Annotated in this window: 19 protein-coding genes and 1 pseudogene; 4 read left to right on the forward strand and 16 right to left on the reverse strand. The window is 54.5% G+C overall.

What is annotated here, in order from left to right; all coding sequences use genetic code 11:
• Positions 1-16 precede the first annotated feature (16 nt).
• On the reverse strand, positions 17-589 hold the full coding sequence (locus tag ACLI1L_RS03325; RefSeq protein WP_411708039.1) for an exonuclease domain-containing protein: 573 nt from the start codon (positions 587-589) through the stop codon (positions 17-19).
• Here ACLI1L_RS03325 and ACLI1L_RS03330 point away from each other — a divergent pair.
• Together ACLI1L_RS03330 and ACLI1L_RS03335 are read left to right on the forward strand one after the other, a co-directional pair.
• Positions 492-1726 (forward strand): IS3 family transposase gene (locus ACLI1L_RS03330; RefSeq protein ID WP_167315507.1). Its coding sequence is split into 2 segments (ribosomal slippage): positions 492-780 and positions 780-1726, totalling 1236 coding nucleotides; the frame shifts between segments, so codons are not numbered across the junction. The two genes, ACLI1L_RS03325 and ACLI1L_RS03330, sit on opposite strands and share 98 nt — an antisense overlap.
• Before the next feature lie 395 nt (positions 1727-2121).
• Positions 2122-2355, forward strand: a complete 234-nt coding sequence (locus tag ACLI1L_RS03335) for a hypothetical protein (RefSeq protein ID WP_070769502.1) — start codon at positions 2122-2124, stop codon at positions 2353-2355.
• A 156-nt stretch (positions 2356-2511) separates the two neighbouring features.
• On the opposite strand, the gene ACLI1L_RS03340 is transcribed toward ACLI1L_RS03335, so the two are convergent.
• From ACLI1L_RS03340 to ACLI1L_RS03405, 14 genes and pseudogenes are all read right to left on the reverse strand, one after another.
• Positions 2512-4284: an ABC transporter ATP-binding protein gene (locus ACLI1L_RS03340; protein WP_070769501.1), complete on the reverse strand. Its 1773-nt coding sequence runs from the start codon at positions 4282-4284 to the stop codon at positions 2512-2514.
• Entirely contained in the window at positions 4277-6025 is a 1749-nt protein-coding gene (locus tag ACLI1L_RS03345) for an ABC transporter ATP-binding protein (RefSeq protein WP_150850420.1), read from the reverse strand. The genes ACLI1L_RS03340 and ACLI1L_RS03345 overlap by 8 nt, the downstream gene beginning before the upstream one ends.
• Entirely contained in the window at positions 6018-7502 is a 1485-nt protein-coding gene (locus ACLI1L_RS03350) for an ABC transporter ATP-binding protein (protein WP_070769499.1), read from the reverse strand. Before ACLI1L_RS03350 ends, ACLI1L_RS03345 begins: the two co-directional genes overlap by 8 nt.
• Complete coding sequence (locus ACLI1L_RS03355) at positions 7499-8224, reverse strand: energy-coupling factor transporter transmembrane component T family protein (protein WP_083319254.1); 726 nt, start codon at positions 8222-8224, stop codon at positions 7499-7501. The genes ACLI1L_RS03350 and ACLI1L_RS03355 overlap by 4 nt, the downstream gene beginning before the upstream one ends.
• Positions 8221-8856: an MptD family putative ECF transporter S component gene (locus ACLI1L_RS03360; RefSeq protein ID WP_070769498.1), complete on the reverse strand. Its 636-nt coding sequence runs from the start codon at positions 8854-8856 to the stop codon at positions 8221-8223. The genes ACLI1L_RS03355 and ACLI1L_RS03360 overlap by 4 nt, the downstream gene beginning before the upstream one ends.
• Before the next feature lie 971 nt (positions 8857-9827).
• Positions 9828-10245: pseudogene (locus ACLI1L_RS03365) on the reverse strand (DDE-type integrase/transposase/recombinase).
• A 137-nt stretch (positions 10246-10382) separates the two neighbouring features.
• Entirely contained in the window at positions 10383-10919 is a 537-nt protein-coding gene (locus tag ACLI1L_RS03370; RefSeq protein WP_246819292.1) for a hypothetical protein, read from the reverse strand.
• Positions 10897-12504, reverse strand: a complete 1608-nt coding sequence (locus ACLI1L_RS03375) for a relaxase/mobilization nuclease domain-containing protein (RefSeq protein WP_411708040.1) — start codon at positions 12502-12504, stop codon at positions 10897-10899. The genes ACLI1L_RS03370 and ACLI1L_RS03375 overlap by 23 nt, the downstream gene beginning before the upstream one ends.
• Positions 12485-12847 (reverse strand): plasmid mobilization relaxosome protein MobC, encoded by a 363-nt coding sequence (gene mobC / locus ACLI1L_RS03380; protein ID WP_411708041.1) that lies wholly within the window; start codon positions 12845-12847, stop codon positions 12485-12487. Before mobC ends, ACLI1L_RS03375 begins: the two co-directional genes overlap by 20 nt.
• Positions 12848-13093: 246 nt before the next feature.
• Entirely contained in the window at positions 13094-13471 is a 378-nt protein-coding gene (locus ACLI1L_RS03385; RefSeq protein WP_411708042.1) for a hypothetical protein, read from the reverse strand.
• Positions 13468-13962, reverse strand: coding sequence for a hypothetical protein (locus ACLI1L_RS03390; RefSeq protein ID WP_411708043.1), 495 nt, complete (start codon positions 13960-13962; stop codon positions 13468-13470). Before ACLI1L_RS03390 ends, ACLI1L_RS03385 begins: the two co-directional genes overlap by 4 nt.
• A gap of 182 nt (positions 13963-14144) precedes the next feature.
• Positions 14145-17255, reverse strand: a complete 3111-nt coding sequence (locus tag ACLI1L_RS03395) for a hypothetical protein (RefSeq protein WP_411708044.1) — start codon at positions 17253-17255, stop codon at positions 14145-14147.
• Positions 17252-17479: a helix-turn-helix transcriptional regulator gene (locus tag ACLI1L_RS03400; protein WP_061925845.1), complete on the reverse strand. Its 228-nt coding sequence runs from the start codon at positions 17477-17479 to the stop codon at positions 17252-17254. Before ACLI1L_RS03400 ends, ACLI1L_RS03395 begins: the two co-directional genes overlap by 4 nt.
• A 141-nt stretch (positions 17480-17620) precedes the next feature.
• Positions 17621-18106: a hypothetical protein gene (locus ACLI1L_RS03405; RefSeq protein ID WP_141759381.1), complete on the reverse strand. Its 486-nt coding sequence runs from the start codon at positions 18104-18106 to the stop codon at positions 17621-17623.
• A gap of 56 nt (positions 18107-18162) precedes the next feature.
• On the opposite strand from ACLI1L_RS03405, the gene ACLI1L_RS03410 reads away from it, so the two are divergent.
• Positions 18163-19395: a tyrosine-type recombinase/integrase gene (locus tag ACLI1L_RS03410; RefSeq protein WP_408918512.1), complete on the forward strand. Its 1233-nt coding sequence runs from the start codon at positions 18163-18165 to the stop codon at positions 19393-19395.
• A gap of 318 nt (positions 19396-19713) precedes the next feature.
• Positions 19714-20298, forward strand: coding sequence for an antirestriction protein ArdA (locus tag ACLI1L_RS03415; RefSeq protein ID WP_316327760.1), 585 nt, complete (start codon positions 19714-19716; stop codon positions 20296-20298).
• A gap of 184 nt (positions 20299-20482) precedes the next feature.
• Here the strand turns inward: ACLI1L_RS03415 and ACLI1L_RS03420 are convergent.
• A protein-coding gene (locus tag ACLI1L_RS03420) for an IS3 family transposase (protein WP_167315507.1) occupies positions 20483-21717 on the reverse strand; the annotation gives its coding sequence in 2 pieces (ribosomal slippage) (positions 20483-21429 and positions 21429-21717; 1236 coding nt in all).
• Between the last annotated feature and the right edge of the window lie 19 nt (positions 21718-21736).

The raw sequence follows: 21736 nt of genomic DNA on the forward strand, positions 1-21736 counted from the left end.
TGTGCTGGTGAGTGCTCTATATTTCGCGGGGGAGCAGTGGGGCGGCGTGGCTTACCCGCCAGGTGTTGGTGGCGCGGAATGCTTGACCTTGGCGCAAAATCTTGCGTCCAATTTCGCCGCGTTTGAACCCGAACAGGGAGTGGAGCATGTTCACCGTGGCGGTCGCATCGGCTACTGCCGCGTGCGCGTCCGGATTGTCCAGTCCCAGGCGGTCAAGGAGTGCGGGCAGGTTGTAGGGGCCACGGTCAAGCATTTGCTTGGCAAGGTCAATGGTGTCAATGAACGGAAAGAACTCGTCCTCGCCCTCATCATCGTCGACGCCGGACATACGGTCAAACTCAGCAACTATCATTTTCGAGTCAAACGGGGCGTTGTGGGCAAATAGCTGCATACCGTCGATGTAGCTAGTGAAGCCCCCATACACATCATTAAACGTGGGAGTGAAGTGTCCCAGGTTTTGTTCCGTCTGAGTAGATGGGAAAATCTGGAATATGCCAAGAAAATTTGACCAGGATGCGAAGGACCGTGTGGTCCGTCTTGTAGAGGACCGTATCTTGGCGGAAAATATGTCGATGCAAGCCGCGTGCAAGGCAGTAGCTCCAAAGTTGGGGGTTTCATGGCACACGGCTCGTCAGTGGACCCAGCAGGCCCGTCGTGCGGGAAGCATCCCAGAACCTGTGCCTGAAGACTTGGCCGCGGAAAACGCGAGGCTACGCCGTGAAAATCAAGAGCTACGCGACACCAATGAGCTACTGAAGGCTGCCTCGGCTTTTTTCGCGTCGGAACTCGACCCAAAACGTCGGAAATGATCCGGTTCATCGATGAGTATCGGGATCGTTTCTCCATCGAGTTCATTTGCGAGACGTTAAACACCCACCGTGTTGGCGGTTTCATCACGTCCCGTGGATACCGCCAATCAAAAGCCCGTGGTATGAGTGCCCGCAGTCTTCGTGACGCTGCTCTAGTCGCGCACATCGCCGAGGTCCATGAAGAAAATTTTGGCGTCTACGGCATCCGTAAGATGTGGCATACTCTGCGCCGTGAAGGAATCGACATTGGCCGTGAGCAGACCGCACGCCTGATGCGTCTTGCTGGAGTCAGAGGCAAAGGTAAAGGTAAGTCTCCTATTACTACCCGCAAGCCGAAGGGACCAGATCTGCGTCCTGATTTAGTTAATCGCAAGTTCAACGCCCCGGCACCGGCCCGATTGTGGGTGGCCGATATTACTTATGTGCGCACTAGAAAAGGATTCGTGTACACCGCTTTTGTTACCGACGTGTTCTCCCGAAGGATCGTCGGGTGGGCACTATCTGATTCAATGCGTACCGAGGCGCTGCCGCTGCAGGCGCTTAATCAGGCGATTGTCAGCGCGAAGGAAACAACGGGGCTGATTCATCATTCAGATCATGGCTCACAGTACGTCAGCATTGTCTACAACGAACGGCTGGCTGAGTATGGAATTGCTGCCTCTACCGGGACAGTAGGAGATTCCTATGACAATGCTTTGGCCGAAAACGTCAACGGTTCCTACAAAAATGAGCTGATTCATCGGCGGTCGTGGGACAGCGTGGTTGACGTGGAGATCGCGACGTTTGAATGGGTTAATTGGTGGAACGAGGTACGGCTTCACCAAAGTCTCGGCTATCGCACGCCAGCTGAGGTTGAGTCAGAGTTTTGGGAAACCAACCCGGCCCAAGAAATAATGGAAATCAAGGCAAATGCCTAGGAACAAAACCCGGGACACTTCACTCATTCAGCTTCTTTGGCTGGACCTGATTCGAAAACGCGGCTATTTCACCGGTTCCGCTAGGGCTCGCGATCTCGGCCGTGGGCTTCGCGCTTTTTATCAGGTCGGAAGAGCACCGCGAGCGGGGTCACCGCTCGGCGCTGTTGTATCTTGAATTGTTTTTCTTATTCCACGTTCTCGTGGGGCAATATCACCGCTGGTGCGGTAGCAATCGGCGAGTTTGCCATCATCTTCGTGTTGCCGCTGTACCTGATTAATACTTTGGACCTCTGCACGACGTGGTCTGGCCTGGTGCTGGCAGCCATGGCAATCGGTGCATTCTTCTCCGTTGCATCAGCCCTCATGTCGCGGCACGGTACGGGGCGTCTGGCACCGTGCTCATTGGGCTCGGCTTGGAAGCCGTCGGCGTCCTTAGCTTCGTCCTGCTTATGGGGCCGGATACGAATGATTGGATCATCGCCGCGCCGCTGACCCTGTACGGCTTGGGCCTGGGGTTCGCCTCCGCGCAGCTGACCGGCACGATGCTGCGGGATATTCCCGTCGATGACTCCGAGCAAGCCTCCGCAACGCAAACCACCGTGCGCCTGGGGCAGTGGTGTAGGCCTTAAGCGAAGGCATGGCCAACGCCGCGCAGTGGTCGCTCGTAGCCGCTACCGCATTCTTCGCTCTGAGCCTTGTCGGTGCACTTAGGGTGCTCCGTGCTGCGGGGGGAGAGGGGGAGAGAAGGGAGTCCCCCGCAAACAATGCCGATCTCGGTGCCCGCGTTAATCGCGTCCCGAACTGATTTTCCACCCGCTTGCTGCTTTGCGTTGCTGCCAGAAGTGACGGTAGATACCGGGGACATCGGAAAGCTCAGAATGCGTGCCCAGCTGGCTGACTTGCCCGTGTTCATCCAAGACTACGATTTGATCAGCAGATTTGATTGTATCCAGCTTATGGGCGATGACAATAAAAGTAGATTGCTCCCGTAGCTCGTCCATCGCAGCAAGAATGTTTGCCTCATTTTCTGCATCGAGCGCGGAAGTTGCTTCATCAAAGAGGACAATCGGCGCTTGTTTGAGCAGCGCACGAGCAACAGATACGCGCTGGCGCTCGCCGCCGGACAGAAGCCGCCCGCCTTCACCAACAGGAGTATGCCACCCTAGGCGGTTGGCAATAGAAGTCACGCCTGAAAGATCAGCTGCGCGGAAGACTTCCTCATCGGAGGCGTCGGGACGACCAACGCGGATATTAGCGATTAACGAGTCGTCGAAGAGGTAGACGTCCTGAAAGACCATGGACAGTCTGGACATTAACTGTTCGGTTCCAAGCTCGCGGATATCTACGCCGTCAACCATGACCGCCCCGGAATCTACATCCCAGAATCGTGAAATAAGGCGCGCAATTGTGGTCTTTCCGGAGCCAGAAGGACCGACAATGGCGGTAACGGTGCCCGGTTGGGCGTGGAAGGCGACATCGACCAATACCGGCTTATCTACGTACCCAAACGTGACATCGCGCAGCTCAACACTGCCCGAACCGTCTCCTGTGCGCGGAGTAGTGGGTTCTGGCAGGGAAGGGGCATCGGTGATGAGCTCGGTTTCTGCGAGTGCGATACGGCCTGCGTCTAAACCGACGAAACAAGAGCCCAGCTGCTCAAGCGTGCGGGTAAACCTCAAGCTGATTCCGATGATCGCAATTGTTTCTAGTGGCGATAGGGTGCCTTCAACGGCAAGATCCGCGGAGACCATAATGAGAGCCACGATGAAGATCTGTACTACTATGCCGTTGAGTAGCAAAGCTAATGTGGATACCCATAGCTCGCGTATCCGTGCTCTATGATCGATTTCTAGTGCTTGCTCAAGTGGCGCAAACCCTTGTGATTTTCCCGCCGCGCGCAAGGCCGGCTGGCGGTTAGCAAATTCTACGATGCGCTGGGAGAGCTCTTTACTCGGCCCGAGTGCGCGGTTCGATGCTTTCTCACGAATCCATGCAGCCAACTGCATCACCACGAGCGCCAATGGTGCGATGATTAGAAAGACCAATCCCAACCGCGGATTCCAGAAACACGCTCCAACCAACAGGGTCATAAGTGCTGCACCATCGCGGTACACCATGCCTTGAGTATGTGCAAGAGTCTCGGCCGCCACCATAAAACGATCTGAGACGAGACGAGATAGCCCGCCGGTATTAGCCGGTATGAACCAGCCGAGCGGTAGCGTTGCCAATTTATCGCCCACAGTCGTGTGCGCGGTTCGGATGAAATCCAAGGCCGTGTGGTAAGAGGCCATGGTTGCGAAAAATCGTAGCGCAAAAGCTACGAGCGCAATTGCCAAAAGCGTCCACATCCATGGTGCGATCGTCGTATCCCCATCGAGTGCCTTTGTAAGTGGCACGAGCGTGAGAACGGCGAGGCCGTCAAGCACGCCAACGATAAGCGATAGACAAGCATGCCTTTTATTGAGCTTATGACCTACAGGACTTTGCAGCTTTTTGACACTGCGAGTAAGTAACGGATCACGAAGCCGCGAACTAGCAGGCGTGGTGGCATTAGACATGAGAATTATCCTTCACAGGCTTGAGGCGGATTATTTGGTCTGCGCCTTGGATGGACTCTGGCTTGTGGGCGATGACTAAGACGGTCTTGTCTCTGACGAGTGTGGCTAGAGCTGCTTGAATTTCTGCTTCGCAGTCAGGATCAGTTGCCGCAGTAGCTTCATCCAGGATCAAGATTGGGGCATTGGTAATAATTGCCCGGGCAATAGAAATGCGTTGCTGTTGTCCACCGGATAAAGAGATGTCCTCACCAACAACGGTGTCGAGCCCAGCCGGTAAAGCGCGAATATCAGCAGCTATGTGCGCGGCCTCTGCTGCTTGCCAGATCTCTTCATCACGAGCTTCTGGGCGTGCAAGGCGAATGTTTTCCCGAATACTCATTCGCAGTAAGTGAGGATCTTGTAAGACGAAAGCCACAGTGCGGTACAAACTGTCGAAAGTGAGATCACGGATATCCACGTTGTTGATAGTGATTGTGCCCGAATCTGGATCCTGGAAACGCGCCAGCATCGTTGCTGCTGTGGATTTGCCAGACCCGGAGGGGCCAATCAATGCCGTGACAGTGCCTGCGTTTAATTGCGCAGAAAAGTCTTGGAGGACTGGTGTGTCTGGGGCGTAGCTAAAGCTGACCTTATGGAACTCCACCTCCATGTCTTCACTACTGGCATCGAGGCTCTTTTGGCCTTCTTTCACGTGGGAAATTGTCATGACTTCATCAAGGCGCAACGCCGCATTGCCAGCGAGCTGGTAAGACCACATCATGCGGCCGACGGTTTGAATCGTGCCCGGGATCACCAGGGCAATCAATGTTGTGGCGATGACTTCAGCAACCGTGACATAGTCCCCGGCTATTAGCAGAGAACCGACTCCTACATTGATAAGGATGAGCACGGGAACCGCCACCACGGATTCTGAAACTGCGCTAACACGCAGAAGTGGACGTACCCACTCGTAATAGAATTCCGCGAATTTTTGGGCAGCTTCGCGGTACCGCGCGTGAGCTTTACCAACGGTGCCGAAAGCCTTGACGACGGAAATACCTTCGGAGAACTCCACTGCAGTGGCAGAAACCTCTCCAAGATAATCGTCCATTTCCGCAGTTTTTGTGCCCATATCTTTCATTGAATACGCCTGGATTGCTAGGAAAATGGGCACAGTGGCAATAGAAAGTAGGCCAAGGCGCCAATCCAAGATAAAGGCATAAACTAGAAGCGCAAGAGGCGTGAAGATTGCGGCAACTTGCTCTACAGGAGCATGGGCTGTCAGGGTGTGCAGAGTTAGCGTATCGTCCTCGACGGCTTTGCGGACTTTGCCGGAATTAGTCTGGCTAAACCAAGACAGCGGTGCTTTCGCAATAGCGGTAATAATTCGGCGCCGGTTGATCCCCACCAGCTTTGCATCAGCGAAGTGGGTGATCGCAAGGGCAAGGAAATAGAAGAATAGCTGGCCCAAAAATGCTGCAAGCAGCCATTTCACAATGGACGCGACGTCATCAGTATTGCCGTCGATTAGAGCATTTCCCAGTGCCACCAACGCGACGTAGGGTGCTACGGCGAGTACCGAGGATATAAGCGCGAGAAACTGTGCGAAGTAGATGGTTGTTTGCACTGGGGCCAGTAGCTTTTTTAGAGCGACCTGGCCGGCTTTTTGTTTTGCGCGAGCCTCTTCTTCCGGTGACGCATCGTGTGATTCTGGTGCGTGGGTTCCGCTTGATTCTGTGGAACTTTGTTTTACCTCAGACATTTCTTTCTCGATTCTTATTGATTTCCGTCATATCGATGATTCTGGTGACTGATTCTTGGATGAATTCGTGGTCATGGGTGATAACGATGACCACTGCGCCGCTTGCTGCAAGAGATCGAAGCAGCGCAGAGATGGATTGCAGTTGGCGCCAGCCCACTCCAGAGGTAGGTTCATCGAAGATGTAGACCTCTGCTTGCTCGGCTTGGGCTGAAGCTATGGCTAAGCGTTGCCGTTGCCCACCGGACAGAGACTGCGGATGCCGTTGGTCCATCTCTTCCAGATCGAGGCGATGGAGAATCTCGTTGACATCGATGTGGTCCCGCTTCTTCTTTGCCAGTCCGAGCGTGACCTCTTCTTCGGTGGTGGCAGCGAATAGCTGGCGGCCAACATCCTGCATCACCATGTACGCGCTGCGCCTCCGAGCTGCTGCTCCTACTCGTTTGCTGTTCAAACGGAGACTACCGCCGCGTTTGGGAGAAGCAAGACCACAAATGATCCTGGCGAGGGTGGTTTTGCCAACACCGTTGGGCCCAATCAAGGCGGTGACTTCGCCGCTGGGGAAAAATGCGTGGTCAATGTTGAGCACCTCATGCGTGCCATAAGAAAAACGGATATCGCTTAACTCGAGTCCGCTCCGCTGGGGATCGGCGTTTTCGGGCGTGGGTGGTTCGGGCACGCTCGCGGGGAGTGGAACGTGGTGTAAGCTGCGTAGCCCCAATTGTTTGCGTTCGGGTTCGTCTAAGGCATAAAACTCTTGGGCGTGGAAACTGCGCGCTATTTTTCCCTGAGTCAAGTAAATAACTTGGTCAGCGATATCTTTTAAGAAAAAGAGACGGTGATCAGCGATAATGATCGTTGTGCCTAATTCCTTCAAGCGGTGTAGCACGCGTGCAAGAATATCGATGCTTTCCATGGAGAGATTGGACGTGGGTTCATCGAGAAGCACGAGGCTGCCCGGGTACACAAGCGCGCATGCGCATGCCACGGTTTGTAACTGCCCACCGGATAATTCTTTGAATCGCCGGCCCCGAAGATCGTTAATGCCTAGCAACTCGACCGCTGATTGAATCCTCGACTCAATTTCTGTGGGATCCACACCAAGGTTTTCTAGCCCGAAGGCCAATTCTGCATTGACGCTTTCAGTGAAAAACTGCGTCCGTGGATTCTGGAATACTGAGGCGCTGAACTCGATGGCGCGGGACAGCGGTTCCTGCGCAGGGTTAAAATCCTGGCCATCCTTTATAATAGTGATAGTGCCTAGTAGCTCTCCTGGATTGAAATGGGGGATGAGTCCGTTGATCAACTTGAGTACCGTGGACTTTCCCGATCCGGAATCACCGGTAATCAGTAGACACTGTCCTGGAGAGACAGAAAAAGACACATCAGATACACCTTGAATGCCTGGCCGAGCGCCCAATGGATATGTAAAAGAAACGTTATGGGCGTTTACACTGGTTGCGACACTGCGTTCGTTCATAAGTGGACCTCCGTGGGAAGCCAGACAGAGGCAACAACGAGGCCCAACCCAGCTATTGCAGTTGCATCGACAAGCTTGAAGGAAAGATCAGCGGTGGTGGTTGGGCGTGCGGGTCCTCCCAATCCGCGGACAAGAGCAGAGGCAGCGAGCTCATCACTAGCGCGGACGACGGCGCCTAACAAGGGGATGATCAACATCGCGGACGATTGTGTGGGCTGTGTGAACCAGCTTTTTACTCCAGGCTGGAGACCCCGAAGGACCATGGCATCGCGGATGGCTTTGGCTTCTGCCACGATGATCGGCAAAACACGCAGAAATACGGCCGGTGGAATGGTGGCCCAGCCTGGTAAACGCAGGTCCCGCAGTGCTGAGGTCAACGTGGATGGTGTGAGAATGAGCAAGCCGAATGCGCCGATGGACATGCTGATGACAAAACGGCTTAGCCACGAAAAAATTGCCGCCGAAAAAGCGAAAAATGTGGAGCCAGGAAGCTGTAATAGGCCCCAATACCCTAGATAGGATAATGCAAAAGCGCACAGGCAAATAAGACCATAGTGTGGCTTTACTGTAGCTAGTGCGATGGAGCTGAAGGCGATAGAAATCAGCAGTGTCGGTAGGTGGCCGTGGCTGAGAGCTACCGCATTGATTACTAGAACAGAAAGCAGCACGGTCCGTGGATCGATCGAAGATCGACGAAGCACGCCCTGTTTTTGCAGGCTCACAGGAGACCAGCGCTTTCAAAGTGTTTGCGGCTGACGCGAACTCCGACCTTTCCTCCGATAAAGCCGACGATGAGCGCACAAATGGCCAGTATTCCAATGGTCCATGGCTGGAAGATATCCGACATAGCATCGGCGTATTCTTGGCCCATTTGGTCTGCGATATCGACGTAGTATGAGTCCGTATCCAGAATTAGCGGGATAAAAGGCAAAGGAACCCAGGCACAGAAGACGCCATAGGCAATAGGGAAGGACTTGGCAATCCCGAGGTGGCTTTTTGTGATAATCAAATCCGCGATAAACCCAAGAATTATGCTTCCCAGCAAGGTCCAGAAGTAGTGCCCGGTGAGCATGAATGCTAATCCGTTAATACCGCCGACAAGGGTGAAAGCGCCCATTTTGGGCGTGCGGGCGGCATAAAGCGCTAGCACGATTCCATTTGCGATTGCCGCGATGAACCAGCCAATGAACATGAATTGTGGTCCTGCGAATCCAACCATCCCGGTTACAAAAGTGATTACAAAGTAAAGCGCAGCAAAGATGCCAGCGTTGATGAGATCTCTGGTGTTTAAACGTGCCGTCGACCCACTGGATGAGCTTGTATTCCGTGCGGGCGTAGAGGACTGTTGGGTCATGGTAAACCTCGATTCATGAACAGTAGGGAAAGTAAGGCTTACCTAAAAGGTGTAATACTGTTTGTAAGGTATTTCTAGTTTTGATCTGAAGATTCACCCTTAATGGGGGCGAATGTAGATAAGCGGACATCAAACCAGAGCACGACTACTGAGGTTACCCTTGTTTAGTGGACACACTATTTGGTGAATAGGGTAGGAGATCTCCCCTCAGTTAGCCGTTGTTTAGTCGAATCACCGTTAGCGGTTTGAGCCTTTAATACTCCTTTTTTGGTTGGCATTGTATTCGATTCGTTATCGGTATAGAAGGAAGTAAGGAAATGACTGGTTTAGGTTGAGCTAGCTTTCAATAGCAACCAAATCTATTGATTTGGGCGGCAGCCCAACGAGTCGCAAGGCGAGGCGGGAGCATAAACAGTAACCCGTAGTGAACGGTTTTGTTGGTTGATCGGCTGGGGGTATAGATCTACAGGGATATAGTTATAAGCCACCTGGGAAAATAGGTAAACCCGCAGGTAAACCCCTGTGGATAACTAGCAAGATGATGGTAGATCAGCGCAGCCTGACCTGGTCTTTTAATTTGTGATGGTAGATCAGCGCAAAGTGCTTTCAGGTAAAAAGAAAGCGCGCCGGAGGGCGCTAGTCTTCTGTGTTCTGTCTAGTCGAGTTCTGGACGAGACGGCCGCTGTCGGACTGAGGTGACTGTCTTGATCAACGTGGCAGCGGCCAGTATTGGAGGTAATTCCAGCGTTAGGCCACACACAGAATGTCATGAATGGCCTTCTTGATTTCGTTGCGTAAGTTTCTTCGCTCTACCGCAGTAGTCGATTTTTTGTCGAAAAGTTGTCGGCGATCATATCCCAGGTGAAGCTGTAGGCTTCGCGATTGTTTTTAGCGGTGCTGTTGCAAAGTTGGGTGGAGAACCGCGAACACTCCTTTCTTCGTCGCCTGGCCAGCATTATGGTCCAGCCTGCTTAGATATTCTGGAAGACCCGGTTGACGATCACCGCGTCCGGGTTCGGTTGCTTGTTGGCAAACATCGCGTCTTGCCCTTTCCGCAATGAGTGCATCGCCTCTATCCCTTTCAACGTCCGATATACAGATGTCCGGTTCTTAAACGCGCCTTTCGACCCGAGGATCCGCTTCAGCCGACCATGGTCGCCTTCCAGGATGTTGTTGAGGTATTTCACCTGCCGGTACCACCGTGTTTGCTTGTCCAGCTCAAGGGTGTATTTCTGGACCCAGCGGCAGATCGTGGTGTGATCGACTGGCACGCCCCGCTCGGTCATCATTTCCTCCAGAGCGCGGTAGCTCACCCCGTAGCGGCAGTACCACCGCACCGCCCACAGAATGATGCCACGAGGGGAAATGACAACCGGAGAAGACACCCATGGCTGTGACTATTTCACGTCGCCCTTCCTACTACCCCAACTTTGCAACAGCGCCAGAGAGAGCATAAAAGAAGCGTAGCGGTTAACCGCTACGCTGTGTTGTGGGGATTTTTACTTTTTACGGTGCACGTGTTCTAGTTAGTGGTTCGTTTCTTTCCTCGGGTGATTGCGACGGTATTCCTCGACTAAGTGAGCAATACCCGGCGCAGCCTGAGACAACATCCAGCCCATAAGCCCTACGACAAGCCCTATAACGAGAAGGGTGAGAGCCAACCAGCCCAGTGTTGGGCCAATACCGCTGGCCTCCTGGACGTGACCCCACAAGGCAGACACGCCGTCGGGTATGCCGAGCATACTCAGTAGCCCCTTCCCCAAGGCTCCAACGGCAACGAGCGCGATAGCAACGACGAGGACACTGGCTGCAATCCACGAGGCAGACTGGCAGGCCTTAATAAAGTTCGTGTTCGATTTTTCCATGTCGTCGTTATACTGCTTGCGTTCTGCGCGTATCTCCTCCAGCAGCTTTTCGTTGGCCTCCTTCTCCTGGAGCAGAGCGTTGCGAGCCTTCTTAGAGGCTTTTGCTGCCTCGCGCAGGCTTTCAGACTCTTTCGACATTGCCTCAGATACAGCCACCTCTACCAGCGGTTCCAGGCTAGAAGTCAGGCTCGAAGTCATCTGAGCATTCAGGCTCTGGGCTACTGCTTGGCTGGAATCCTTGTCGAGATGGATGGGGCTTTCGGCTGCTTTGAGCACCAGTCGTTGCATCCTTGTCAGGCGCGACATCTGCTCGCTTATCTCGATTAGATACCCTTTCACACCCTCCAGGCCGTTGGGCAGATCCTCGATATTCTTGATCAGACCCGTGATCATCTGCTGCACTTCCATCATCGTTACTTGGAAGTGACTGCTGCTCACGTAGTTCTTGTTTGCGGCGAGATTGCTTTTTACGTTCCTTAATTCGCTTTCCGCTTGCGTCAACCTCGTCGAGAAGTCGCTGGGCAGAGAATTGAGAATGTCCCCTGTATCCTCCGGCAGACTCTTCAGTTTCTCCTGCAGCGTCTTGATAGCCTTCTCCGCCTTGTCCAGGCGCGGGCTGAGAACCTTCAAGACGTTTTCCATCTTGCCCTTCGCCGCTGCTTGGGCTAACTCCGTCATCTGGGTCACTGAGACCATGATTTAATACCTCCTGGGTGTAATAGTTTTCCTCCTCGTCATCGAGAAGGCTGGAGCCGTATTTCGCCTCCAGGTCATCATCAGTTGAATTGGCTTGAAGTGCTGCAAGCTGCCGCGCAAGAAGGGCTGCTTGAGCCTCGTTAACGCGCTCGGTCACGCCCTCTAGCGAGTAGCTGCGGCCCAATTTTGAGCCAGCTTTAGCTGCCTTACGCTTTCGAGTACGCCCGGCCTTCGTGGTGTTCGTGAAGTAGGCATCCTCGCCGTCATCGCCGACCAGGGCCACGGTCAACGACTCGCCTTCAGCCTTTGAATTGGGCTGCACTTTTAGAGACAGGTTGTAATCGCCAGCAACCTCTATCGCCTTCTCCAGTGGGTCGCCAGCATCGGCCACCCGTTCATCCGCGCACAGTTCATCCATGCGCTTACGCGCGAAATCCGCCCACGTGCTTGCAGTCAACTCATCTACTGTCAAGCCCGTCGAGTCTGTGGACTTGCCCTCCTTGCGTGCCCTGCGCTCGGCAGGAAGTAGCGATATTTCTGGCTCACGTTCTAAGACACGCATCCCCAAATCGCGCATCAACTCGTCGTTGATATTGCGCAACTTGTACCAGTTACGCATGTCCCTCGGCGCAGCCTTTTTCGTTCGAGTGTCATGGTTGGCAAAGACAATATGGTTATGGACGCAGCCGCTTTTACTGTCGGTGTGCGTGGCAACGGTAAACGGAACTCCCGTGTCCCGCGTAAGCCGCATCGCCAACTCAGAGCCTGCTGCATTAGCCCGAGCTACATCCGCTGGATCGTCTTTATCTAGCTCGTCTCTAGCCCACGATTGGATATAGATAATTGCTTCATCAGTGCGCTGAGCCGGAGCATAACGCCCCATTTCTTCCACACTGGCTTCCATGAAGTCCACACCTGACCAACGGCCTGACGTAGCCTGTGGCGACAACGATTCAGCGCCTGGTTGAACCGTGCATAAAGCATCAGCGCGCACCTCGCCCTTGCGGGCACCCTCTGCCGTGCCGTAGACGGCGTAGACCGTTGCCGCGCGGATGTTCTGACTGTAATTAATCTTGATTGTGGACAAAGTTCTTCACCTCCCTGCGGAGAGAAGTGACTTCCTCAGCGATGCTTTCTACAGACTCAGACACAGGTGCAACACCGTCGATATTCGCGCGCCGCGCCACCTGGTTCAGATTGACACCAATCCGACGCAGTTGATCGTTCATCTCGTCCAGGCGGCGCAACGTATCCGGGGCCAAACGCTTCTGCGTTAGTACACTCTCTTCCTCTGCGAGGACGTAGAGAGCTTCCCGGAACACGACGGCTTTTTGCACCCCTGAAACCCGTGCGACCTCCTCGACAAATCGGTCTAAATCCTTATCGAGGCGCACGGTGGTGCGCGAATATGTCGAGAACTTGTCTCGCATATCCACCTCCTACATGTCGTGCTTACTGTGGCAGGGTGGCCCCGACTGCTGATGCAGCCAGGGCCACAGTCTGTTTGTGAGGGTCACGCTTCTCCGGTGTCGGCCCCCTGAATCTGCGGGGCAGATTCAGGCGTACTCGCCACCGTCAAAGACGGCCCTCACAAACAGGCGGCCAGCAAGCCACTCGGGCACCTCCGGTGCCTCGTGGCGCTGGCGAGGGAGATTCTCTCCCTCGACCCTCTGGCCCTACGCTTGCGGGCCATTCTGGCCCGCGTGCTTCGGGCCTGCGGGGTATTCCTCTGACTCTGTAGAGTCCTCGGAATCGACTTTGAAGCCTTCATCGGCTCCTTCGTCCGCCCCGCGAGGTGCGCCCTCGTGTCCCTCGGACGCTTCACGGGAGGGGGCCTCCCGTATACCGATTTCTGCGAACAGTTCCCTTACGGAACCGCCGCGAAATTTGGACCACTTGCTTGAAGGCTCATAAGCGCAGGCGTAGAGAACTTCGCCTAATTGACGCTTAAACTCCTCAACCTTCTTGGCTTCTTCGGCTTCTTTTTGCTCCCGCTCCTGGCGGAGAGCTTCAATCTTTTTTACCGACGAAGCGGTCTGAGACTTCGTAATCATAGTTCTGGTTCCCATCCTTTACTGGTGTCTTTTGCTTCTGGTTCATTCTGGAAAAGAGAGGCAAATCGAGGGTCTTTAACCCGGACAACACGAAGCTTTTCCACCGGCGTGTTGCCACCTTGCTTCTGCGTTTCCAGCTGAGACTGAACGCGCTCACGCTCCTTTTCGCGCTCTTTTCTATCGCGTTCATCAAGAGCTTGCTCCAGCCGATCAATTTCGACTTGGGTCCTTTCCCTCTCCGCTCTAAGCTGCTCCAAAGTCACTTCTTCCTTCGGTGCGTGCTTGGCGAAATCGTCGATAATCTCCTGGACTCGGTTGGAACGACGGATAATATCGGCGCGGTCTAGACCAACCAAACCGGCGATAAGCCCCTTCGCAGACTCCTCCGCTGCGTACCTGCTCTCCTCCATTTCCGCGCCTGTTTTAGCTCCACTGCGCGGCGCTCGGGGAGCGCTCGGCATCCGTGGTGCTCGGGGCGATTGTGGCTCCATGCCTTCCTCCTTATCTTGGGTTGCGGTGTATTGGTGCCATCGGGAACTCGGTCTAAGCACCCGATGGTTCAAGACTTAGCTGGGGTGCTGTTGCTTGCATGGTTAGCGTCTCTGTGACGATAAAAGTGCCTATAGGAGGGCCGCGAGAAAGCTTCATACCAAACCGACTAGGGGGAGGGGTGCTAGACATAGCCATCACCGCGATTCAGCTCATCGGCAAAGGCACGAACAGCATCCATATCGGCATCGCATAGCACCGTCGAACGCCGAACCTTCTTGCTCATGTGATCCCACTGCGCCCGGGTGAATTCACCCATCCCCAAAGAGGACAACCAACCCACCTTCTGAGCCACGGAAACGCGAACAGCCAAACGGTCAACGACGACAAGACCAGCCTTATGCGCGGCAACGAGTTCGGTGAGTAGGGCACTGTCAGCCGTACGGATACGACGACCCCGAGCAGACTCAAAACGCTTAAACCAGGTCTCCCAATCATGACCCGTGCGCAGACACCCAGTAGGACGGTCAACACCTGTGGTCCCATACCGAACCAACTGCATGTGACCAGCGATCCCACGTGCATGTTTATAGTCGTCGACTGAGTCCCACGCGCAAGTGTCGAACCCCGCCATTTCGTTGCCGTCAATCACATCAACCCGGAGCGTGCCACGTAGAGGCTGCCGTTTTAGGTCAAAGTCCACCGTTGAGACCTCAGGCGTGCGATCCACCGGGTGGAAGTCCAACCGGTTTACGGACCGCGACAACTCCCGAAATGTTGGGAAAGACGTGTAGGGGTTAGGTATCTTTCCCAGGAGTGAAAGAGCGGTATCGCGAAACCAGCGACGCTCCGCGACGGTCCCACGTTCAACCTCCTCAGGAACTTTCAACCCAGCCTTAGCGAGCACACCGTGTTCCAGTAAGGACACATTGCCACGCGTCGAGAAATTCACTAGATCGTCCTGGTAGTGCTTGATCTCCCAGACCGTCGGATCACCTACCAACGCACGACGGGCGGCACGGAACACATTCGCGATGCCAAAGCAATCAAAGTGCTCAATCTCTTCAACAGGCGTGATGAAGCCGTCAGTCGTGACAGACAGAATCGGAATCGTATTGGCCATCGCCAGAAGGAGAGCGCGAACAAGCGACGTTGTCATCGACGCGTGATAGGGAGAGGTTACGGACGACCCACCAATAGACTCCATCTCCTCAGCCCATGCACCCCACCCGTTACGCTCGGAGACGTCCTGAGCCAGCTTCCCGTAGACCGAGTTTGTCGCAACTTTGACAGTCTGCTCTTCCAGCGACCCCTTGCCGAAGATCTTCTTCGCAGTCGCACGATCTTCAACCATCTGTCGGAGGGCGAAGCGCAGTGATCGGGACGGAGTACTACCAGAATGCATACGCAACCTCATGCGATAGCCAATCTGAACACGCACCGTCGCCCCCAGCTTCAACGCAAGGTACAACTCAGGCCCAGCGCACCAAGCACCATGAAACCCGTCGTACCCCCCAACATCGTCACCTTGCGCGGCTCCAGCACCGGCAGACGTTCGTGGATACAACACGCAGTCACCGACGACCACCGGCAAGCAAGGCGCAACAACATCATCCGGGAACTTCCAACTCACGTAGGCAACCAACGGGGTAATGGGACCTAACGGAAAGTCGTCCAGCGTAAGTACCCGGTCCTTCACAACCTCCTCGATACAACCGCCCACATAATCCACATCAATCACCGATGCCATCGCAGATGGATACGCAGATTGAATATCGTGATCGAAGGTCGGGTAAGGATGATGACCAGGAGACAGACAACTGTTCCAGCCACCGTGAAACGCCATTTTCCACGCAGTGTGGGATTGATTGGCATCGCCGTCCACGGGTACCAACTCTCGTGTGGTGTAATACGAAAGATGGTCATGGTCTAAAAACGGTTCAGGGTCCGTCAACCGCACGAGACCACGAAAGTTGATGAGGAAGTCCTTCACCACCTTGTCGCCCATGTAACGCATGATTCCGTCGCGGACAGCACTGGCACCCGCACCCGAAAGGGTGACAGGCGGAACGATGTTGAGACCCCACAGCATCGCCAGATACTCAACAACGATGACCGCGTCATTCACCCCATATTCGAGGAACGTCGTCAGATCGTCACGACGCATTGAGGTCATATTCTCGATTGAGGAACCAACATCAAGCTTGGGAACACCGCAAACATCGCCAAGAGCAGCGAGACTCTTATGACCGGGTGCAGCCTGACACATCGTGTCACGAACGGTCACAGAGAACGGTAACCAGCGATAGCTGTTGGAGCCTTTGCCAGACTTGCGCATGAAGCGGGCAGGTTGCAGCGAAACTAAGCCCCCCGAAGCAGAGGTCACACGACGGAGGATGTCATAATGTTTTTCCCCACCATTGCGCTGCTCGGGAGGGCGGCGAAAAGCGGTCAGATCGGCGTTGCCGAAATGACACGCCAGGACGACGGCAATGCGAGCCTTGAACGCCGCATCTCGCGTGGCGGAGTAGTCAAATTTCCCCAGAGGGTTGAGTTTCCTTACATCGCGGACGAGCACGCCACGAGGATCGATAGGCTCCCGAGAGGGTGACAGGACATGCAGACCGGCTGCAAGACTGACGATGTAGAGAGCATCCTCAAGGTAGATGCGATCACCCGCCAGAGGCAACACGACCACCTGTACGAGAACACCATCATCGAGAGCATCAGTACAGGCGAACTGATAGCTATCGATGACGCGCTTAGCGGGGTCATCTTCGCGGTAGGTGAACTCAGTATCAAACCCGATCACTTGAGCCCGGCGACCGCCACTACCCATCGACCTCACAGTTGGTAGCTGGCCGAAACTCTTAACATCGACACCGGCATCAACCCCTGCAACCGCAGCGGCTTCCACCGCTGCTGCTGCTGCGGAGTCACGGTGGCCGGAGTCACGATGGCCGGACTCTCCGGTCCGGCCATTCTGCCTCTCCCCTAGGGGTTTTTGGCCTGAATTGACATTAGGGTCTTGACCAGCAGGAACGTCCGCAGAACAGCCCGAAATCGTGGCTAAGGTCTCGGAGACCTTAGCCACAGATCGAGGTTCACGACGTACCAAAACAGTGAAGTACGACGGGGCAGAACGCCCAGGAACGTCGACGGAAGTGTCGACGAGGCGTGACTGCCACTCGGTGCCATTCACGCCAAGCTCGATGAGTTCATGCTCGTGACGCACCGTGTCGGGCGCGTCCTTGGGGGAGATCTCTATGCTCCACGCCTCGTTCGCTGTCGTCATGGCTTCTCACCACCGACAACATGCTCATCTAGCCACGCCTCAATATCAGCGATTCTGTAGACGACGAGGTTGGCACCCACGCTGGCGTATTTGGGCCCTTTGCCCTGAACACGCCAGTTGTTGAGAGTTTGAGGGGCAATTCCGATCAGGGATGCCGCTACCGAACTTTTAACCGCAATAGGCTCGGCATGATCGACCAGTTTTAAATTAGAAACGCCTTTCAAGGTTTGCTCCAGACATGCTGAAAGGGCCCCGGCCTAGCGGTTATCCGCTTTGGGGGCCTGCATATCCGAGTTGCAAACCTTGGGCTCTTATTCTACCCGGTGCCTCGGTGGCCAACCGTCGCAGGTACGGCTGATTATATTTTAGCCTACTTGTGAGGGAAAATCAAAGACCGGCGGAAACATCGTAGCCACGACACTGTCCGGTACAGGGTCGATAAGATCCATCGTCAGTCCTTCACCTGCGGCGAAGCGTCGTCCTGCGTTAGGCCGATAAAAGGTGAACGGCAACGTTCGATCAGCTTCGTTCTCCAGAAACTCGAGTCGTGCCTGGAGGTGTTTGCGGACAGCGTGCAGACGCGGGTGTCGCTTCTGACGACCTTTCGTATCATTTTTCACAATGGGGTCCAGATACCTTAGTTCACGAGCTACCGCGCGGATTTCACAGTAGGTTTCAAGGGCGGTAAGCAAGAGCTGTGTGACCTCCTCGCGGGAAAGTGGGGGAGTGAACAATTCGCGAGCGTCAACATAAAGCGGGTGATTATCGTCAACCAACGTGCACAACACTTCCTGGCGTCTGCGCGCGACGTCATCGGTAGACCAAATTGGAAGACGTTCTGAAGGATCCATACCAGCAATGATAACAAATTCGAACCTATTGCAAAAGTGGGTCTATAGTGGTGTGTATGTCCAAGCAAATACGTGCCGCCAGAACGAAACTAAGCCTTGGGGAAGATTCCATCGACCGCGTCGTTGATGCTTTACCGCCGCGAGGTCCATACGAAGCGAAAATCACGGTCCGACTATGGGACGGAACGACTTACCGCCCGACAATCCGGGCAAGGACAAAGGGGGAATTCCGGCGAATTGCCGTCGAGAAGCGGGACAGCAAGCTCAACTCGACGTCGACCAATTGGGATAAGAGCAAGAACTTCTCGGCGTTCATTACCGACGTCTCTAAGCCGGCCATCCGGGCGGCACGTCTGCGACCGAACACGCGCGCCCGGTATGAGCTCGCATTAAAGCAGGCCGAAGCACAGCTAGGAAAACACGCCATTGGCGAAGCTGTGAAATTCCGAACTCTCGAACACGCATTGCAGGCCATCGCCACCGCAAACGGGTCGGAATCTGCACGGCAGGCCCGCACCGTCGTGAGCAAGTACATTCTGGATCAGCTCATCCGCGAGGGTGTTATCGACCACAACCCGTTACGCGGAATCAGCATCGACCTCGGCGAGGTCAAGAAGGGCAATAAACCACAAGGTGGTCACGCCCTGACGAACGCCCAATACGACGCCGTTGTAGACCATCTCATTGCACGCGATACCGCCAGACCGTTACCACCGGGCACGGACAGACGAGCAAGCTCCATCGCAAAACATGACAACGTGGTCGCGCTGGCACTACTACAAGCGGGGACGGGACTTCGCATCTCCGAGGCACTGGCAGCGACGAGGCATTCTGTAAAAGTCGCTAATGGGCAGATCGCTATCAGCATTACATCTGAGCAATCCAAAACGCACAGAGGCCGTTCTATCCCGTTCCTGGACAAGCGTGTCGAAAAGTTCTGGTTAAACCGGCTCGACGGACTAGAAACGACCGATCCACTGATCCCTTCGCCAGGAGACAAGAAGGCGCACTGGCGCACCGACAACGCCGTGAAAGCGTCAGCGGCTCTGTTTAAAGATGTTGGCGCGCAGCTCCAGGACAACCACATCGCTTTAATGAGATCCCATGACTGGCGCACGGTGCTCAATAACCGGGCCATCGCGCGAGGGGTACCCGCCCAGGTGCGTGCAGCCTACTTCGGGCATGACGTCGACGTGAACGCGCGCAACTACACGGATTGGACTGATGTAGACGCTATGCGGGGCGCCTTGAATCTCGGTGAAGAAAGTGGGACTCAAAACGGGACTTAAGAGTCGGTAATCCGCGGTAAAGACCAGTAGGCGCCAGTATACTGATACCTCTCTAAACAGCAGTTAAAAGGGCAATAACTGCAGGTGGCTCGAACATGAGGGTGAGAACCCAGAGGTCGTAGGTTCGAATCCAGCCCCCGCTACCAACTTCCGTCCCCTACCAGGGAATGAACTGTTCCCCATTTGTTGGATGGAGAAATCAAGTGTCATCTAGTAGAGAGCGGTGAGTGCAGGGGTATTTTTTATGTCCTCACACCGGGTAGCGACCCGGTGCGGAGTTAGTGGTGGCAAGTCAGTCACTAACAAGGAGGACCGAACATGTTCACCCAACGAGAAGCACCCGATACAGTTCTAGAGCGCGAGCCTGGCGCGCTTGTCATGTGCGAGCACTGCTACACCGTCGACGGTATCGACAAAGGGCGATTTATTAAAGTATCTGAATGGGAAGGTGTTCCGACCGCTAAAGACGTGCATGAGTGGAATGGATATCCCATGACAGATAGGTGTAGGGGCGCGATAATATTCCGTTCCTATGGTGTGCCAGAAGGCTATTCAATTGAGCCGGTAAACGTTGAAGCATGGACTGCTGCATATGAGCAGATCGGCTACACACTATGGCCCGCCTTTTGTCGCTGGGCTGAAGATGGTGTTGTTGTTGAAGATATGGACAACGTCCCCGATGTTGCCACTTTTGAAGAACAGTTCTGCGGATGGTGGCCGAGCTTTTATGAGTACGCGCTAAATCTCGCCGAAGACACTGGATTGATGGAGGATACTGACCCCGACTCTCCGTTACGGACCTACTTTGACTGGGACTCCTGGGTGAGTGACCTAGCTTACGATTACACCGTCACCGCTACCGACGCCCGCGAGGGTGGAGTATTTATCTATCGCAATTTCTAACACTCAAGACCCCCGTTGCTGCTTATGCAGTAGCGGGGTTCATTTTTTTTACCATACAGCGACTAGATACTGACCAAGCGAGGTCAGTCCCTCAAAGCCACCTACGGGTGGTTTATTTTTTTGACCCACCACGAGGTGACAAGAGTGCCACCGGGGTGGGACTGAAGTGTCCCGGGTTTTGTTCCTAGGCATTTGCCTTGATTTCCATTATTTCTTGGGCCGGGTTGGTTTCCCAAAACTCTGACTCAACCTCAGCTGGCGTGCGATAGCCGAGACTTTGGTGAAGCCGTACCTCGTTCCACCAATTAACCCATTCAAACGTCGCGATCTCCACGTCAACCACGCTGTCCCACGACCGCCGATGAATCAGCTCATTTTTGTAGGAACCGTTGACGTTTTCGGCCAAAGCATTGTCATAGGAATCTCCTACTGTCCCGGTAGAGGCAGCAATTCCATACTCAGCCAGCCGTTCGTTGTAGACAATGCTGACGTACTGTGAGCCATGATCTGAATGATGAATCAGCCCCGTTGTTTCCTTCGCGCTGACAATCGCCTGATTAAGCGCCTGCAGCGGCAGCGCCTCGGTACGCATTGAATCAGATAGTGCCCACCCGACGATCCTTCGGGAGAACACGTCGGTAACAAAAGCGGTGTACACGAATCCTTTTCTAGTGCGCACATAAGTAATATCGGCCACCCACAATCGGGCCGGTGCCGGGGCGTTGAACTTGCGATTAACTAAATCAGGACGCAGATCTGGTCCCTTCGGCTTGCGGGTAGTAATAGGAGACTTACCTTTACCTTTGCCTCTGACTCCAGCAAGACGCATCAGGCGTGCGGTCTGCTCACGGCCAATGTCGATTCCTTCACGGCGCAGAGTATGCCACATCTTACGGATGCCGTAGACGCCAAAATTTTCTTCATGGACCTCGGCGATGTGCGCGACTAGAGCAGCGTCACGAAGACTGCGGGCACTCATACCACGGGCTTTTGATTGGCGGTATCCACGGGACGTGATGAAACCGCCAACACGGTGGGTGTTTAACGTCTCGCAAATGAACTCGATGGAGAAACGATCCCGATACTCATCGATGAACCGGATCATTTCCGACGTTTTGGGTCGAGTTCCGACGCGAAAAAAGCCGAGGCAGCCTTCAGTAGCTCATTGGTGTCGCGTAGCTCTTGATTTTCACGGCGTAGCCTCGCGTTTTCCGCGGCCAAGTCTTCAGGCACAGGTTCTGGGATGCTTCCCGCACGACGGGCCTGCTGGGTCCACTGACGAGCCGTGTGCCATGAAACCCCCAACTTTGGAGCTACTGCCTTGCACGCGGCTTGCATCGACATATTTTCCGCCAAGATACGGTCCTCTACAAGACGGACCACACGGTCCTTCGCATCCTGGTCAAATTTTCTTGGCATATTCCAGATTTTCCCATCT

The organism is Corynebacterium sp. LaCa117, assembly GCF_046717765.1.
Classification (GTDB): Bacteria; Actinomycetota; Actinomycetes; order Mycobacteriales; family Mycobacteriaceae; genus Corynebacterium; species Corynebacterium kefirresidentii.

Excerpts from the sequence above, each read along its gene's own strand:
- ACLI1L_RS03340 (WP_070769501.1), bottom strand. The coding sequence starts at position 4,284 with ATGTCTAATGCCACCACGCCTGCTAGTTCGCGGCTTCGTGATCCGTTA.
- ACLI1L_RS03345 (WP_150850420.1), bottom strand. The coding sequence starts at position 6,025 with ATGTCTGAGGTAAAACAAAGTTCCACAGAATCAAGCGGAACCCACGCA.
- ACLI1L_RS03350 (WP_070769499.1), bottom strand. The coding sequence starts at position 7,502 with ATGAACGAACGCAGTGTCGCAACCAGTGTAAACGCCCATAACGTTTCT.
- ACLI1L_RS03360 (WP_070769498.1), bottom strand. The coding sequence starts at position 8,856 with ATGACCCAACAGTCCTCTACGCCCGCACGGAATACAAGCTCATCCAGT.
- ACLI1L_RS03370 (WP_246819292.1), bottom strand. The coding sequence starts at position 10,919 with ATGACTTCGAGCCTGACTTCTAGCCTGGAACCGCTGGTAGAGGTGGCT.
- mobC (WP_411708041.1), bottom strand. The coding sequence starts at position 12,847 with ATGCGAGACAAGTTCTCGACATATTCGCGCACCACCGTGCGCCTCGAT.
- ACLI1L_RS03385 (WP_411708042.1), bottom strand. The coding sequence starts at position 13,471 with ATGATTACGAAGTCTCAGACCGCTTCGTCGGTAAAAAAGATTGAAGCT.
- ACLI1L_RS03390 (WP_411708043.1), bottom strand. The coding sequence starts at position 13,962 with ATGGAGCCACAATCGCCCCGAGCACCACGGATGCCGAGCGCTCCCCGA.
- ACLI1L_RS03395 (WP_411708044.1), bottom strand. The coding sequence starts at position 17,255 with ATGACGACAGCGAACGAGGCGTGGAGCATAGAGATCTCCCCCAAGGAC.
- ACLI1L_RS03405 (WP_141759381.1), bottom strand. The coding sequence starts at position 18,106 with ATGGATCCTTCAGAACGTCTTCCAATTTGGTCTACCGATGACGTCGCG.
- ACLI1L_RS03410 (WP_408918512.1), top strand. The coding sequence starts at position 18,163 with ATGTCCAAGCAAATACGTGCCGCCAGAACGAAACTAAGCCTTGGGGAA.
- ACLI1L_RS03415 (WP_316327760.1), top strand. The coding sequence starts at position 19,714 with ATGTTCACCCAACGAGAAGCACCCGATACAGTTCTAGAGCGCGAGCCT.